This is a genomic window from Rhizobium sp. Leaf384 (genome assembly GCF_001424065.1).
Lineage (GTDB): Bacteria > Pseudomonadota > Alphaproteobacteria > Rhizobiales > Rhizobiaceae > Ferranicluibacter.
In genome coordinates, this window is record NZ_LMQE01000007.1 from 192618 (window position 1) to 207181 (window position 14564).

The following is a 14564-nucleotide window of genomic DNA, read 5'->3' on the forward strand; positions in this document are numbered from 1 at the left end:
GGCCTATTCCTTGGTGACGCCACCGAGGAACGTGGTGTCGAAGCTCGGCCCGAGCTTGAAGTTCTGCACGTTCTTGCGCGCGCCGGCCACTTCGATCTGCTGGTAGATCACCACAAACGGGCCGCGCTCGAGAACGGCCTTCTGCAGGCCCTTGTAGATGTCGGCGCGCTTGGTCGGATCCTTTTCCAGGAGAGCGGCCTTGGTCTGCTCCGTCAGGTCCGGAACGTCCCAGGCATTGCGCCAGGCCAGCGTCTTGTTCTTGCCCTCGTCGGAATTGTCGTAGTTGATCGTGAAGGTTTCCGCGTTCGAATTCGGATCGAAGTAATCCTGTCCCCAGACACCGATATAGATGTCGTGGGTGCGGGCGCGGAATTTTGTGAGCGTCTGCTTGCCGTCACCCGGGATGATATCGATCTTGATGCCCGCCTGCGCAGCCGTCTGCTGGATCGACTCCGCGATACCCGTGGTCGGCTGGTTGCTGCGCACATCCATGGTCACGGTAAAGCCGTCGGGCAAGCCAGCCTTCGCCAGCAGTTCCTTGGCCTTTGCGACGTCGAACGTGAAGGGTTTCTCATCCAGTTCGCCAAGGACCCCCTTCGGCAGGAAGGTCTGGTGCACCTCGCCCACGCCCTTGATCAGGGTGGAACCGATGGCGTTGTAGTCGACCAGATACTTGAAGGCCTCGATCACTTCGGGCTTGGCAAGGTTGGGATTCTTCTGGTTCAGGCTGAAATAGAACACCGTGCCCTTCGGCGCGCTGGTCTGGACGATGTCCTCCTTGCCGGCCGTGGATTCCAGGTCGTTCGGTTCGAGGTTGCGGGCGATGTCGATATCGCCGTTTTCCAGCGCCAGTCGCTGACCCGAGCTCTCCTTGAGGTGGCGATAGATGACGCGGGCCAGCTTGGGCTTCTCGCCGAAATACGTGTCGTTGCGCTCCAGCACGACGACCTCGTTGGCACGCCATTCCCGCAGCTTGAACGGACCGGAGCCCGCGAAATTGGTCTTCAGCCAGGCATTGCCGAAATCGTTGTCATACTTGTTTTCAGCCGTCTTCTCGACAGGCGCGACATGCTCCATCACGAGCTTCTTGTCGACGATCGAGCCCACGGTGGCCGTCAGGCAGTTCAGCACGAAGCTCGGTGCGTAAGGCTTGTCGACCGTCAGCGTGAAGGTGGTCGGATCGACGGCCTTGGCCTTCTCGGTCACGTTGTCGCCGTTCAGGCCGAACTGCGTCAGGATGAAGGCCGGGCTCTTGTCCATCTTGATGACGCGCTCGATCGACCAGGCCACGTCTTCGGCGGTGATCGGGTTCCCGGAGGCAAAGGTCATGCCGGGCTTCAGCTTGAACGTAAAGGTAAGACCGTCGTCGGACACCGTCCAGCTTTCGGCCAGGTCCCCCTTGACCTTGGAGGTGTCGGCCAGATCGAGCCGGACGAGAAGGCTATAGGTGTTGGCGGTGATTTCCGCCGTCGAGATTTCGAACGCCTCGCCCGGATCCATGGAGATGATGTCGTCGATTGCCCAGGCCTGGACCAGCGTATCCGCCGGCGTTGCGGCATAGGCCGGCGCCGCTGCCGCCATGATCAGGGCGATCGCCGCCCCTGCCGTCAACCGTCGCATCGTCGTGCCGAAAGAATGCATCATCGCTCTGTTCCCTTTTCTTCTGGCCTTTGCGGCCGTTGATCGTCAGCCTTGGTCGGTCTCGTGCCAGACCTTGGCAAGAACCCGCAGCCAGTTTTCCCGGCACATCTTGGTAAGATCGTCCTCACCATAACCGGCGCTCCGCAGAGCGGCAATCAGGTTCTGGTTTCCACTGGCATCCGCGATTTCGGCCGGAATGGTCGCACCATCGAAGTCCGATCCGAGCGCGACGCAGTCGATCCCCATGCGGTCGACCATGTAATCGATATGGCGCACCATGTCGGACAGCGGCGTGGCCGCGTTTTCCTGCCCGTCCGGGCGCAGCATGGTCGTCGCGTAGTTGACGCCGGCCAGCCCGCCGCTTTCACGGATCGCATCCATCTGCCGGTCGGTCAGGTTGCGGGCGACAGGCGTCAGGGCATGGGCGTTGGAATGGCTGGCGATCAGCGGCGCCGAACTCGTCTTGGCCACATCCCAGAAACCCTTTTCGGTAATATGGGCGAGATCGATCGCGATCCCGAGCCGGTCGCAGGCCCGGACCAGCGCGAAACCGGCATCCGTCAGCCCCGGCCCCGTGTCCGGATCCATCGGATAGGCGAAGGGCACGCCGTGGGCAAAAATGTTGTGACGGCTCCAGACAGGGCCGAGCGATCGCAGACCGGCGGCGTAGAAGGTTTCGAGCGCGGCGAGATCGGCGTCGATCGCCTCGCATCCTTCCATGTGCAGGACAGCCGCGAAAATGCCGTCCGCCATCGCCTTGCGGATGTCCGCCGTCGTGCGGCAGAGCCGCCAGGCCTTCGCCTGATCGAGACGCAACGCAATGGCCGCAAACTGCAGGGCAATCTCCAGCGAGGGCCCACGCTCCAAAGGCGCCGACATCGGTGTCACATAATGCCCCTCGGCATCCGGCTGCTTCAGGACGAGGTCGCCCGAGGGAATATAGATGGCGCAGAGCCCACCCGCGAGCCCTCCCTTGGCAGCACGCGGGGCGTCGATGTGCCCGGACGTCGTGCCATCCCGGAATTCCGCAACGGGATCATGCCCGGCCCGTGCATGGCTCCAGAGCCGCAAGAGCACGTCGTTATGCCCGTCGAAAACTGCCTGCATGACCAAAAGACCTTCCAAAACATGACAGTAGCCGGGACATTAGGCGGCAAATATCTGTCGGCAAAATGCATGCTAGACAATGGCAGATGGGCTGGCAACACTGCGCATGCAAACAAATTGGGCAGTGCACAACGCTGAGCGACCGTGTCATTCCGGTGACGGTATCTGCGCAATTACCGATTTGCGGAGAAACGGTTTTCCGTCGCTCGGGAAATCTGCCAAGTCTCGGACGAACAGATGAAGGTTTCCGTCATGATGACAGAGCAGCGGACAGGATGTCCGGTACCGTCCGCCCCCCGCGGCCCAAGCGCGGCGCGCCGATCCTTGCGGATCGCGGCCTGTCTTGCTCTCGCACTCGGGCTTTCGGCCTGCGCAGGCCGCCCCGTCGGCGTCCTCATCCCCTCCGGCACGGCGCCGGGCGCCACGCAAGTCGACATGCTCGTTGCGACCACGCGTGCGCCCTCTGAGCAGGCCGGCGTTCTCTACGGCGGCGAGCGTGGGACCGAGCTGACGGCGGCCGAGATCGTCGTGTCCATTCCGCCCGACAAGAACCGCAAGATCGGCCAGGTCCAGTGGCCGAAGCGCCTGCCGGCCAATCCTGCGAAGGAATTTTCGACCGTCTCGGTAACGCCGCTCGCCGAGCGCGCCGAGGTGGAGACCTGGACGCGCGATTCGCTGCCCAAGAGCCGCCGCGTGCTCATCTTCGTCCACGGTTTCAACAACCGGTACGAGGACGCGGTCTATCGCTTCGCGCAGATCGTCCATGACAGCCGCGCCGACGTGGCGCCGATCATCTTCACCTGGCCGTCGCGCGCCAGCATCTTCGACTACAACTACGACAAGGAAAGCACCAACTACTCCCGCGACGCGCTGGAAGACTTGCTGCGCCGGACCGCCAAGGACCCGCGCGTGTCCGACGTCACGGTGATGGCGCACTCGATGGGCTCGTGGGTCACGGTCGAGGCCCTGCGCCAGATGGCGATCCGAGACGGCCGCGTGGCGCCGAAGATCAACAACGTGATCCTTGCTTCACCGGATCTCGACGTCGACGTTTTCGGAAAGCAGTGGGAGGCGATGGGGCCGGACAAGCCGAAGTTCACCCTGTTCGTCTCGCGCGACGATCGCGCGCTTTCGATCTCGCGGCGGATTTCCGGCAATGTCGAACGGCTCGGCCAGATCGATCCGACGCAGGAGCCCTATCGCACCAACCTGGAAAAGGCCGGCATCACCGTCCTCGACCTGACAGCCCTGCAAACCGGCGATCGCCTCAACCATGGCAAGTTCGCCGAAAGCCCGGAAGTGGTAAAACTGCTCGGCAACCGGCTGATCGCCGGCCAGACCGTGACCGACAGCGATGTCGGCCTCGGCGAACGCGTCGGTGCCGTCGCGCTCGGCACCGCGCAGACCGTCGGCAGCGCTGCCAGCATCGCGGTGAGCACCCCGATCCTCATCTTCGACCCGAAGACCCGCGAAAACTATCGCGGCCAAGTGGATCGTCTCGGACGCTCGGTCGGCAACACGCTGGAGACGGCAACGGGGCAGTGATGTGCGGCTGGCCGTTTCGGGATGCGGAGTTCGCCGTCCGGCGGCCTCAGGTGCCTGAAACCGCCATCTCCCGGCGTTCCCGCTCCGTCTCCAAAGCGAGGTCCAGCACCTTCTGCAGGTCGGCGGCATGGCGGAAGCCGGGCTCCGCCGTCTTGCCGATCTTGATGGCGTCGATGAAGCGCTGATAGTTGGTGAACACGGTGCCGGGGTCGATGGTCTGCCAGACGCCTTTCTCCACGTCGGCGCCAAGGCAGGCGCGCAGCGTCGACCCATCCGGCATGTGCACCACCTCCAACGCGCCCTTGTCGCCATGCACCCGAAGGCGCAATTCGTTGAGGTGGCCGACGGCCCAGCGGCTGGCATGGATGACGCCCATGGCCCCGTTCGTAAATTCGGCGGTCATCGTGAAGCTGTCATTCGCATCGAGATCATACTCGCCGATCCGGTTTCCCGGCGCCTTGTCGAAGGTCTTCAGCCGCGCGAACACATGGTCGATCTCGGTGGCCGCGCCATAGCCGACAAAATCGAGAATATGGATGCCGACATCGCCGAGCACGCCGTTCGAGCCGTGCTTGGTCGACAGCCGCCACAACCACTGCGACTCGGTCGCCCAGTCGCCCCAGGCCTTCGACACCAGCCAGCTCTGCAGATACGAGGCCTCGATATGGCGCACCTGTCCGATCTCTCCGGAGATCACCAGCTGCCGCGCCTTCTGCACGGCGGCGACGTTGCGATAGGTGAGGTTCACCATCGTCACCAGACCGGATTTTTCGGCAGCCGTCGCCATCTCGTCCGCCTTGGCAAAATCTTCCGCGAGCGGCTTTTCGCAGAGCACGTGCTTGCCGGCCGCCAGCAGTTGCAGCGTCGTCGCATGGTGCACCCTGTCCGGCGTCACATTGGCGACGGCATCGAAAGCGCCCCAGGCGATGGCCTCGTCTAGCGAGGTGAAGGTCGTGGGGATGTCGTGGCGAAGCGCAAACGAGCGCACGCGGGCAAGATCCACGTCGACAGCGGCCACCAGTACGGCGTCCGCGATCGTCGCGAAATTCATCGCATGGGTGTTCGCCATCCCACCCGTGCCGAGAATGAGGATACGGATGGGGGCCATCACTTGTATCCCTCTTCCCCGGCCTTGTGCAGGCGCGGACCGCGCTCGGTGATCGGCTCGAGCGCCTGCTCGACGGGAACGTTCGGCGCATCATGGATCGACGTCAGCGCCCCTTGCGGGTTGTAAGCCCAGCGCACCGCGTTCTTCAGCACCGTTTTCACATTCTCATCGTAATAGGTCGGATAGGTCTCGTGACCCGGACGGAAATAGAAGATGTTGCCGGCTCCACGACGCCAGGTGAGGCCAGAGCGGAACACTTCGCCGCCGGCAAACCACGAGATGAACACCGTCTCCAGCGGCTCCGGCACCGAAAACTGCTCGCCATACATTTCTTCATTCTCGAGCACGAAATGGTCGTCGAGCCCTTCGGCGATCGGGTGACGCGGATTGACGACCCAGACGCGTTCGCGCTCGCCCGCCTCGCGCCATTTCAGCGCACAGGGTGTGCCCATCAAGCGCTTGAACGGCTTTGCAAAATGCCCGGAGTGAAGGACGATCAACCCCATGCCTTCCCAGACACGCCTGGCCACACGCTCGACGATCTCGTCCGCGACCTCGCCATGCGCCTTGTGGCCCCACCAGAGAAGCACGTCGGTCGCGGCAAGGCGTTGTTCGGAAAGGCCATGCTCCGGCTCCTGCAGCGTTGCGGTCGTCGCCTCGATGTTCGGATGCTCGTTGAGGGCGGCGGCGATGGCCGTGTGCATCCCGTTCGGGTAGACGCTGCCGACGATCGCATTCGTCTGCTCATGGATATTCTCGCCCCAGACGACGGCACGGATGGACATGATGATCTCCTGGAAAAATTCTGAAACGACCCCGAAGCCAGCAAGGCCCGACGGCTGAAAAGGTTCCGCGAACGCCGATTGGCCGCGATCCAAAGCGCTTGCAGGACCAGCGATAAACCGGAAGTCGACCAAGGGCAAGACAGGGAGCGTGCCGCGGGCGACCCTTGCCGATGCTTCGTTCAGTGAACGACCGATTTCGAAAAAACGTTGATGACGATGACGCCCGAGATGATCAGTCCAAGCCCGAGCACGGCCGGCAGGTCCAGTCTCTGCCCGAAGGCAACGACGCCGACGAGGGAAATGAGGACGATCCCGAGGCCGCTCCAGATCGCATAGGCAATGCCGACCGGAATGGCGCGCAGTGTGTAGGACAGACAAAAGAACGCAACGGCATAGCAGCCGATCATGACCAGCGTCGGCCCAAGCTTGGAGAAGTGCTGGGCCGCCTGCATGGCCGAGGTGCCGAGCACTTCAAAGACGATGGCAACCACCAGCAGGGCGTACAGCATCAAGGGGTTCACGGCAGCCTCCGCGCATCGGGAAGAAACGATCTTCGGTCCGGCCGGAGCCCGGGTCAAGGGCCGATCGCGACGACGCCGCCACGGCGCAGGCGAGCCTGATTCACCGTCTGCGTTGACGCCGGCGAGCAATTGAATCCGCTAAGGAATCTTCTCTTGCCTGCCAATCGGGTTTAAGAGCTTCACCGGAGCCGTGAAGATGTGCCTCCCCTACCAACCCGCCAGAGTGCCCGCCATGGACGACGCCCGCAGCACCACCCTCTACGACGCGATCGGCGGCGACACCACCGTCCGACTGCTGACGCGCCGTTTCTATGAGATCATGGACAGTGCGCCCGAAGCCGCCGCCTGCCGGGCGGTCCATCCGCCGTCGCTCGCCGGCAGCGAGGCAAAGCTCTATGACTATCTGACGGGATGGCTCGGCGGGCCTCCGCTCTACACCGACAAGCATGGCCACCCGATGCTGCGCCGCCGCCATTTCGGCGCATCCATCGGTGCACAGGAGGTCGAAGGCTGGCTCTTCTGTTTCAACACGGCGCTGGATGAAACGGTCGTTCACCCGGAGCTTCGCCGGATCATCCTGGAGCCCGTGACGCGGCTCGCCCATCACATGCAGAACCAGGAAGGTTAGCCATGGCCGATCGCACCCAATCCCTGTTTCTGGCGGCGTCGGGCCTTCTCGGCCTTTGCGGCGTCGCTCTGGCGGCTGCGGCCTCGCATGGCGGCGATCCCCGGCTCCTCGGCGGGGCCTCGGCCATGTGTCTTGCCCATGCCCCAGCACTTCTCGCGCTGTCGGGTTCCGCCCGTCACATCCGGCTCGGGGCGGCGGCCGGGACGAGCATGGCCGTGGGCACCGCGATCTTTGCAGGCGATCTCGCGCTGCGCCATATCACCGACCACGGGCTCTTCCCCATGTCGGCGCCTCTCGGCGGTGTGATCATGATGGCCGGATGGGCCTTGCTCGTCGTCGGCGCGCTCCTGCCGAAAAAGTCCTGACCCCAAGGGCTTTGCCAACCGACGACAATCTCCTGATGTGTCAGTCCCTTGGCGACATTTGCGGAATCAACCAGGCAGCGACTTCAAGCGCCGTCTACAACAGCAAAGCCTTCAAAGACCGGCGGACCGAGATACAGCGCGCGATTGTCGCCGGCATTGCGATGGGCTGCGCGAAAATTCTCGGATCTGGTCCAGGCGACGAAATCCTCGTGGCTGTTCCAGCTCGAGGACGAGACGAACAGGGTATAACCTTCGTCCGTATGGGTCTGGCCGCGCAACAGCTGAAACGTCTTGAAGCCCGGATTCTCGGCGAGACTCGAGTCTCTGTTCTTCCAGATCGCCTCGAAAGCCTCTTCATGGCCGAGTGCAATCCGGAACCGGTTCATGGCAACATACATCGCTTCACATCTCCTTCGATCGGCGCTTCGGGGCAATCCCTTGGTCCCTTTGCGGAACGAGAGAGATAACGGCGCGCTCGCCGCACGCAAGTCCCGCGTGGCAGGAACGCGCCCGCCGCGGCAGAAGCGGCACGACCTTCGCATCCGGCCCCGGTGCTGCGCACAGGCTCCGCAACGTATCGAGCGACGCCGTCGGGTGAAGCCCCAGAGGTGAAAAACGCATCGGGTTTGGCATCGGCCGCTGCTTCAGTTTGTCTGCGACCGCGCGGCCTTCAGATCGTGCAGGGCACGTTCGAGGCTGGACTTGCTGCCGTTGCGCAAGGGCACGAAGGCCTTGCCGAACTTCTTGCACCCGGTCTTCACGCGCAGGCAGGCATCGTGGCTGATGCAATCGATCGGGCAGAAAACGCAGTCGACGGAGGGCAGCACGTTGTCGATCCGAGAAACCGCCTCGCGCAGGCCGCCATCATGATGGATCAGTTCCGCCCCGAAATTGCTGGCGATCTGGCGAAGGTGGGCCACCTGACAATCCCGTCCGCCGACATAAAGAAAACTGCGGACGTCCAGCGCCTGCGCCTCCCCGCGTGCCTCCGGTCCCGCGGGCGCGGCAGGCGTTGGTCCGGCGCCACGCTTCTGCTTGGTCCGCTGTTGCTGACGCTTGTCGCCCATGGGGAATCTCCGGGTTTCCTCTGCCGGCACGTCGTGCGCGGCTCCTTCTGCCCGGACCCTAATAAACTTGATAAACCGAGTAAAGATAAAACATGATCAATTTTGTCATATTTTAAACGGTGGTGGGAACCCGTGGCGAACGGGGTCGCGCACTCACCGGGTAAAGGTGATGGGAATGGTGAAGAGCCATGAGGAGCGCCCGGACTCTTCCGGGATTTTCGGAGACCGCATCCGCCGGGCTGCATCCAGGGCTGCCTTGTCCAACACCGGCGAACCGCTGCTTCGGGTGACCTTCGGACCGCTTACGCTGCCATTGGCGGCCACGAGGAACTGCACCTGGACCACGCCTTTCACACCCTTGCTCTCGGCACGCGAAGGATACCGGACGGCCCGCTGGAGGGCGCTGCGGACCTTGCCTTCGAAGTTCGAGAACGATGCGTTCCCCGCCGCACGCGCTTGCGCGCCCTTGCCCGAACTGGCCGCGGACGCAACCTCCGAGCCGTCGACCCGACCCTTGGTGCTGCGGGTCTCTGCCTGGCCGTCCTTGCCCGCCTTGATCGGCTGCGGCTTTTTCTTCGGCGTTTCGAGGTCCGCCTTCTTTTCCTTTTCGGGCGTCGCCTTGCGAGCCGACGGCGTCTTGGCTGCCTCGGGCGGAGTCTCGGGCCGCGTCTGGGGAACGACGGTCGCTACCGGCGGCAGCGCGGCCACCACGTCGGGTTCCGCGGTCGTGACCGGCGGCAGGGAGTCTGCGGGTAAAAGAACATCGGCGTCTGACGGCAGGGTCTCCGGCACCGGTTCGGACACCGTTTCCGCAGGCGTCGTCGGCGCCACCGCCTCCGTCCTCACCTCCGTCATGGGCTCCGTCATGGGCTCCGCCGTCTCGGGCTGAAGCGGTGCGACGTCCTCCGGCGGTGTTTCCACCGGCGTGATCGTATCGGTGATGACGCCCGACTCGACGGTGTCTTCGAACGCATTTCCAAGAAGCGCGATCTCCATCTCCGCCCCGCCCTGCGTGGCGGCGAGCGGCGGCGGCGCGGCATCCGGCAGGAAGGCGATCGCGGCACCGGCATGGGCTGCGACCGAGAGGGAAAGAGCCAGGGCCCATTTCACGGCTTTCTTCATCCTACGTTCCTGTCCTTTCAGGCCTGTCTGCCGTATCCGCTCAGCCCTTCAGTCCCACGGGTGACTTCGAGCCTGTCCGGAGGCCCTGCATGCAGGCGCCCTTGTCGATGCCTTCGCCTGCGCAGACGGGCGCATCGTTGATCAGGAGGCTGTCCAGCGCATCGCATTTCGTCCCCGCGAGATCGAATTGCCGGACCTTCGTCTTTCCTGCCGGAAGATCGCGAAAATCGAGAACCGCCATCCGCTCGACACGCCCCTTCTGGTCGAACAGCACGAATTCGAACGACACCTTGGACAGAGGCTGAGCCAGATCATTGCCCGCCACGAAGGTGAGTTTGCAGCCGCGCTCGGAGGCCGCGACATCATTGAGTTCCACCGACAATCCGGCAGCGGGCGCGGCGACCGCTGCCTGGGGGTTCTGCGCTGCCGCCGGAAAGGCTGGCGTCGTCAGCAGGAGAGCCGACAACGCGAGAGGGGCAAGGGCGGCGACGTGCGCAAGCGGGCGACGGATCATGATGCAGGACTCCGGAACGATGGTCTGGCCAGCGTGGCCTCCGCGACGGAAGCATGCCGGCATATTGCGTCCATATTAAAAGATGAGTTATAAAGTCAAGATAGAAGGCCGACGAACGATCCTTGGACACCGGGTCCTCGTCTGACCGAATCCGCCGCGAACCAGCCCAGCACCCGCTCCAGAACCCGCCCCAGAACCAGCCCTAGAACCAGGCAGCCAAACATGACCGAACCGACCTCCCCTTCTCCCGCAGAGATCCGCACCTACAGGGCCGAGCACCCGAAGATGCGCGAGCGCGACATTGCCGCGCAGCTCGGCATTTCCGAAGCGGCACTCGTGGCGGCCGAATGCGGGCTGACCGTCGTCCGGATCGACCCGGACGCCAACCGGCTCCTGGAGTTTGCCCCGCAGCTCGGGGAGGTCATGGCGCTGACGCGCAATGAGAGCGCGGTCCACGAAAAGATCGGGGTGTTCGAAACGCCGAAGACCGCGCGGGCGGCCTCCATCGTGCTCGGTGAGGACATCGACCTGCGCGTGTTTCCCGGCGCTTGGGCGCATGCATTCGCCGTCACGAAGACGGATGGCGACGATATCCGCCGCAGCCTGCAGTATTTCGACCGGCAGGGCATGGCCGTCCACAAGGTTCACCTGCGCCCTGCCTCCGATCTCGATGCCTATCGCCGTCTCGTCCGGGACTTCGCACACGAGGATCAGTCGCAGGTCTTCACGGCCGAAGCGCCCGCGGCCGTTGCTGCCGTGGAGGACCATGCGGTCGATACCGACGGCCTTCGCGACGGATGGAGCCGGATGACCGACACGCACCAGTTCCATGGCCTCCTGCGGAAACTGAAGATCGAACGACGCGCCGCCCTGCACGCAATCGGCGACGACTACGCCTGGCGCCTCGACGCCAGCGCCGTCGAGGCGATGATGCGTCGCTCGGCAGCCATCGCCCTGCCCCTGATGTGCTTCGTCGGCAATCAGGGCATCATCCAGATCCATTCCGGCCCGGTCGAGGCGATCGGGACCATGGGTCCCTGGCTCAACGTCATGGATCCGACCTTTCATCTGCATCTGCGCACCGATCAACTCGCCGAGATCTGGGCCGTCCGAAAGCCGACGGCCGATGGGCATGTGACGTCGCTCGAAGCGCTGGACGCGCGTGGCGAGATGGTCATCCAGTTCTTCGGCAAGCGCAAGGAAGGCGTCGCCGAGCGCGAGGACTGGCGCGCGATCATCGAAGCCCTGCCGCGTCTCGATCTGACCGTTGCTGCCTGAGGAGCCGAGCGATGACCTTGCGATCCGAACGCGGCCGAAGCGCCACTCTTTTCCGTCTGGTTCTCGCCGCATCGCTCACGATCGGCGGAGCGGCCTTCGGGCAGGACGCCGGTTCGATCGACACGTCCCGTCTCGTGTCCGTCGGCGGCGACGTGACGGAGATCATCTACGCGCTCGGCGAGGAGGGACGGTTGGTCGGACGTGATTCCACCAGCCTCTACCCAGCGGCAGCGCTCAAGGTTCCGGATGTCGGCTATATGCGCCAGCTTTCGCCGGAGGGCATCATGGCCACCAACCCGACCGCCATCCTTGCCGTCGAGGGCAGCGGTCCGCCGGAAACGCTCACCCTGCTCAAGAATGCGGCGATCCCGATGGAAACCGTACCGGAACGCTATGACGGTGCCGGCATCGTCGAAAAGATCATCCGCGTCGGCGCGCTGCTCGGGGTCGATGAGAAGGCCGGCGCGCTGGCCGCGCGGGTCAGGGCGGATCTCGATGCCGCTTTGGCCGATGCCGAAACCCGACCGGAAACGGAGCAAAAGCGCGTGCTCTTCATCCTCAGCATGCAGGGTGGAAAGATCATGGCAGCGGGCAAGGGCACGGCGGCAGATGCCATCGTGCGGATGTCCGGCGCCATCAATGCCACGGCGACGTTTCAGGGATACAAGCCCGTCACCGACGAGGCGGTGATCGCGGCGAAGCCGGATGTGGTGCTGATGATGACGCGGGGCGGCTCGCATGGCGCCTCGGACGAAGAACTTTTCAGGCACCCTGCCCTTGCCCTCACGCCCGCAGCCGAAACCGGAAGCGTCATCCGCATGGACGGCCTGCATCTCCTCGGCTTCGGCCCGCGCACGGCAAGTGCGGTGCGGGACCTGAACGGCGCCATCTACGGAGACGCGCATGCAGCCCGGTAATACGGCGGCAGGCGAGACCCTGCATCCCATGCCCTCTGCGTCACCGCGACGGCGCAGCCCCTCGCCCCTCGCCGCGATCCGGGCAGACCGGGATGCCGGCGATCGCTCCGGCCTGGCGCGCCTGCTGATCCTGTTTCTCGCGGCGGTGACCCTTTTCGCCTTCGGCGCGTCGGTCATGACCGGTGCTGCCGATGCCTCTGTCGGCAATCTCCTGCGCTGGCTCACGGGCACGGAAACCACGGACGCCGCGCTCAGCCTGCGCGATCGCATCATCATTCTCGACATCCGCCTGCCCCGGGCCGTGCTCGGCCTTCTGGTCGGCGCGGCGCTCGCCGTCTCCGGCGCCGTGATGCAGGGCCTGTTCCGCAACCCGCTGGCCGATCCCGGCCTCGTCGGCGTCTCCGCCGGCGCGGGCCTCGGTGCGGTCGTGACGATTGTTCTCGGCACCTCCGTGTTCTCGGGACTGTTCACGCTGGTCGGGATCTACGCCCTGCCGGTCGCCGCCTTTTTCGGCGCTCTGATCACGACCTTCCTGCTTTATCGGATCGCCACCCGCGGCGGACAGACGTCGGTCGCCACCATGCTGCTTGCCGGCGTGGCCCTCGCCGCTCTCGCCGGCGCGGTGACGGGCGTGCTCATCTTCCTTGCCGACGACAAACAGTTGCGCGACCTAACGTTCTGGGGGCTCGGCTCGCTCGCCGGCGCCAGCTGGACGAAGATCGCAGCCGCCGCGCCCATCATCCTCGCGTCGCTGGCCGTCGTTCCGTTTCTCGCCCGCGGCCTCAACGCGCTGACACTGGGCGAAGCCGCGGCCTTTCATATGGGGGTTCCGGTGCAACGCCTGAAAACGGTCGCCGTCGTCACTGTCGCCGCCTCGACAGGTGCGGCCGTTGCCGTCAGCGGTGGTATCGGCTTCGTCGGCATCGTCGTGCCACATGTCCTGCGCCTCCTCATCGGCCCGGACAATCGCTATCTCCTGCCGGCCTCCGCCCTTCTTGGCGGCACCCTGCTGATTGCCGCCGACATGGTGGCCCGCACCGTCGTGCCGCCGGCGGAACTGCCGATCGGCATCATCACCGCCTTCGCCGGCGCACCCTTTTTCCTGTGGATCCTCTTGCGTGGTCGCGCGCAGATGGGCTTGTGAACGCGATGATCGAAGCACTCGACGTGACCGTCCGGATGGGCAGCAAGACGGTTCTCCATAACGTCAGCCTCACGGCCCAAGCGGGCGAGATGACCGCCATCGTCGGACCCAATGGCTCCGGCAAGACGACGACGCTGAAGGCGATCGCCGGCGAGCTTGCCTGCGATGGCCGGGTGCTGATCGGCGGCGACGACATCGGCAGCCTGCAACCCTGGCAGCTGGCCACCCGGCGCGCGGTTCTCCCGCAGGCGAGCGTCATCGCCTTCCCCTTCACGGTGCGCGAGATCGTCCGCATGGGCCTCACCGTCGGCGCATCCTCGTCCCGCGGGACGGCGGCGCGGGCCGGGCACGGCTCTGCAGACCGCATTGCCGAGGAAGCGCTGGAGGCGGTCGACCTCGGCGGATTTGCCGGGCGGCTCTACCAGGAGCTTTCGGGCGGCGAGCAGCAGCGGGTCCAGCTCGCCCGCGCGCTGAGCCAGATCTGGGAGCCGGTGCGCGATGGATGCCCGGCCTTCCTTCTCCTCGACGAGCCTGTCTCGAGCCTCGACATCCGCCACCAGCTGACCGTCATGCGCCTGGCTGCCGATTATTGCCGGCGCGGCGGCGGTGTCGTCGCCGTCATGCACGATCTCAACCTGACGGCCATGTTCGCCGATCACGTGGTGATGATGAAAGAGGGGCGCGTCGTGGCGGCGGGCGCGCCGCGGGCGGTCATGACGGACGAGATGATGGAAACCGTCTTCGGCTGCGCGATGCGGGTCAGCGCCGTGCCGCCATCCGGCATGCCGTTTGTCCTGCCGCAAACGACCATGTCCTAGCCGC

At 64.7% G+C, this 14564-nt stretch carries 16 protein-coding genes; 7 read left to right on the forward strand and 9 right to left on the reverse strand.

Translation table 11 applies throughout. The features are described 5' to 3' along the window. Window positions 1-3 precede the first annotated feature (3 nt). Together ASG25_RS16650 and ASG25_RS16655 are read right to left on the reverse strand one after the other, a co-directional pair. Window positions 4-1644: an ABC transporter substrate-binding protein gene (locus tag ASG25_RS16650; protein ID WP_062476397.1), complete on the reverse strand. Its 1641-nt coding sequence runs from the start codon at window positions 1642-1644 to the stop codon at window positions 4-6. 42 nt (window positions 1645-1686) lie between these two features. Further along, complete coding sequence (locus ASG25_RS16655; RefSeq protein ID WP_062476400.1) at window positions 1687-2748, reverse strand: dipeptidase; 1062 nt, start codon at window positions 2746-2748, stop codon at window positions 1687-1689. A gap of 237 nt (window positions 2749-2985) precedes the next feature. On the opposite strand from ASG25_RS16655, the gene ASG25_RS16660 reads away from it, so the two are divergent. Beyond that, on the forward strand, window positions 2986-4293 hold the full coding sequence (locus ASG25_RS16660; RefSeq protein WP_244475304.1) for an alpha/beta hydrolase: 1308 nt from the start codon (window positions 2986-2988) through the stop codon (window positions 4291-4293). 46 nt (window positions 4294-4339) lie between these two features. On the opposite strand, the gene ASG25_RS16665 is transcribed toward ASG25_RS16660, so the two are convergent. From ASG25_RS16665 to ASG25_RS16675, 3 genes are all read right to left on the reverse strand, one after another. After that, window positions 4340-5392, reverse strand: a complete 1053-nt coding sequence (locus ASG25_RS16665) for a Gfo/Idh/MocA family oxidoreductase (protein WP_062477094.1) — start codon at window positions 5390-5392, stop codon at window positions 4340-4342. An 8-nt stretch (window positions 5393-5400) separates the two neighbouring features. Next, window positions 5401-6186, reverse strand: coding sequence for a ThuA domain-containing protein (locus ASG25_RS16670; protein ID WP_062477096.1), 786 nt, complete (start codon window positions 6184-6186; stop codon window positions 5401-5403). Window positions 6187-6365: 179 nt separating this feature from the next. Next, window positions 6366-6707 carry an SMR family transporter gene (locus ASG25_RS16675; protein ID WP_062476403.1) on the reverse strand — a complete coding sequence of 114 codons (342 nt, stop codon included), beginning with the start codon at window positions 6705-6707 and terminating at the stop codon, window positions 6366-6368. 232 nt (window positions 6708-6939) lie between these two features. On the opposite strand from ASG25_RS16675, the gene ASG25_RS16680 reads away from it, so the two are divergent. Both ASG25_RS16680 and ASG25_RS16685 read left to right on the forward strand, forming a co-directional pair. Next, window positions 6940-7335, forward strand: a complete 396-nt coding sequence (locus ASG25_RS16680) for a globin (protein WP_062476406.1) — start codon at window positions 6940-6942, stop codon at window positions 7333-7335. A 2-nt stretch (window positions 7336-7337) separates the two neighbouring features. After that, complete coding sequence (locus ASG25_RS16685; RefSeq protein ID WP_062476408.1) at window positions 7338-7700, forward strand: DUF423 domain-containing protein; 363 nt, start codon at window positions 7338-7340, stop codon at window positions 7698-7700. Between the two features lie 83 nt (window positions 7701-7783). Here the strand turns inward: ASG25_RS16685 and ASG25_RS16690 are convergent, their stop codons facing one another. The 4 genes from ASG25_RS16690 to ASG25_RS16705 form a co-directional block, all read right to left on the reverse strand. Further along, window positions 7784-8098, reverse strand: a complete 315-nt coding sequence (locus tag ASG25_RS16690; protein WP_062476411.1) for an antibiotic biosynthesis monooxygenase — start codon at window positions 8096-8098, stop codon at window positions 7784-7786. A 246-nt stretch (window positions 8099-8344) separates the two neighbouring features. After that, window positions 8345-8767 (reverse strand): DUF2325 domain-containing protein, encoded by a 423-nt coding sequence (locus tag ASG25_RS16695; protein ID WP_062476413.1) that lies wholly within the window; start codon window positions 8765-8767, stop codon window positions 8345-8347. Between the two features lie 153 nt (window positions 8768-8920). After that, window positions 8921-9889 (reverse strand): energy transducer TonB, encoded by a 969-nt coding sequence (locus ASG25_RS16700; RefSeq protein WP_062476416.1) that lies wholly within the window; start codon window positions 9887-9889, stop codon window positions 8921-8923. Between the two features lie 40 nt (window positions 9890-9929). Further along, complete coding sequence (locus ASG25_RS16705; RefSeq protein WP_156379790.1) at window positions 9930-10403, reverse strand: hypothetical protein; 474 nt, start codon at window positions 10401-10403, stop codon at window positions 9930-9932. Between the two features lie 222 nt (window positions 10404-10625). Here ASG25_RS16705 and ASG25_RS16710 point away from each other — a divergent pair, with 222 nt between their 5' ends. Genes ASG25_RS16710 through ASG25_RS16725 form a run of 4 tightly spaced genes read left to right on the forward strand, consistent with a single transcriptional unit; the run spans window position 10626 to window position 14560 of the window. Continuing rightward, complete coding sequence (locus ASG25_RS16710) at window positions 10626-11681, forward strand: hemin-degrading factor (protein WP_062476419.1); 1056 nt, start codon at window positions 10626-10628, stop codon at window positions 11679-11681. Window positions 11682-11692: 11 nt separating this feature from the next. Next, on the forward strand, window positions 11693-12598 hold the full coding sequence (locus ASG25_RS16715; protein ID WP_082480282.1) for an ABC transporter substrate-binding protein: 906 nt from the start codon (window positions 11693-11695) through the stop codon (window positions 12596-12598). Then, the gene (locus ASG25_RS16720) at window positions 12585-13742 is read left to right on the forward strand and encodes an iron ABC transporter permease (RefSeq protein ID WP_244479433.1); all 1158 of its coding nucleotides are present in this window, start codon (window positions 12585-12587) and stop codon (window positions 13740-13742) included. The genes ASG25_RS16715 and ASG25_RS16720 overlap by 14 nt, the downstream gene beginning before the upstream one ends. Before the next feature lie 5 nt (window positions 13743-13747). Next, entirely contained in the window at window positions 13748-14560 is an 813-nt protein-coding gene (locus tag ASG25_RS16725) for a heme ABC transporter ATP-binding protein (protein ID WP_062476422.1), read from the forward strand. Window positions 14561-14564 lie beyond the last annotated feature (4 nt).

Bases quoted from the DNA above. Each gene is read 5' to 3' on its own strand.
- ASG25_RS16660 (WP_244475304.1), top strand. From the start codon at position 2,986: ATGAAGGTTTCCGTCATGATGACAGAGCAGCGGACAGGATGTCCGGTA.
- ASG25_RS16670 (WP_062477096.1), bottom strand. From the start codon at position 6,186: ATGTCCATCCGTGCCGTCGTCTGGGGCGAGAATATCCATGAGCAGACG.
- ASG25_RS16685 (WP_062476408.1), top strand. From the start codon at position 7,338: ATGGCCGATCGCACCCAATCCCTGTTTCTGGCGGCGTCGGGCCTTCTC.
- ASG25_RS16650 (WP_062476397.1), bottom strand. From the start codon at position 1,644: ATGATGCATTCTTTCGGCACGACGATGCGACGGTTGACGGCAGGGGCG.
- ASG25_RS16725 (WP_062476422.1), top strand. From the start codon at position 13,748: ATGATCGAAGCACTCGACGTGACCGTCCGGATGGGCAGCAAGACGGTT.
- ASG25_RS16720 (WP_244479433.1), top strand. From the start codon at position 12,585: ATGCAGCCCGGTAATACGGCGGCAGGCGAGACCCTGCATCCCATGCCC.
- ASG25_RS16705 (WP_156379790.1), bottom strand. From the start codon at position 10,403: ATGATCCGTCGCCCGCTTGCGCACGTCGCCGCCCTTGCCCCTCTCGCG.
- ASG25_RS16680 (WP_062476406.1), top strand. From the start codon at position 6,940: ATGGACGACGCCCGCAGCACCACCCTCTACGACGCGATCGGCGGCGAC.
- ASG25_RS16700 (WP_062476416.1), bottom strand. From the start codon at position 9,889: ATGAAGAAAGCCGTGAAATGGGCCCTGGCTCTTTCCCTCTCGGTCGCA.
- ASG25_RS16655 (WP_062476400.1), bottom strand. From the start codon at position 2,748: ATGCAGGCAGTTTTCGACGGGCATAACGACGTGCTCTTGCGGCTCTGG.
- ASG25_RS16695 (WP_062476413.1), bottom strand. From the start codon at position 8,767: ATGGGCGACAAGCGTCAGCAACAGCGGACCAAGCAGAAGCGTGGCGCC.
- ASG25_RS16715 (WP_082480282.1), top strand. From the start codon at position 11,693: ATGACCTTGCGATCCGAACGCGGCCGAAGCGCCACTCTTTTCCGTCTG.
- ASG25_RS16710 (WP_062476419.1), top strand. From the start codon at position 10,626: ATGACCGAACCGACCTCCCCTTCTCCCGCAGAGATCCGCACCTACAGG.
- ASG25_RS16690 (WP_062476411.1), bottom strand. From the start codon at position 8,098: ATGTATGTTGCCATGAACCGGTTCCGGATTGCACTCGGCCATGAAGAG.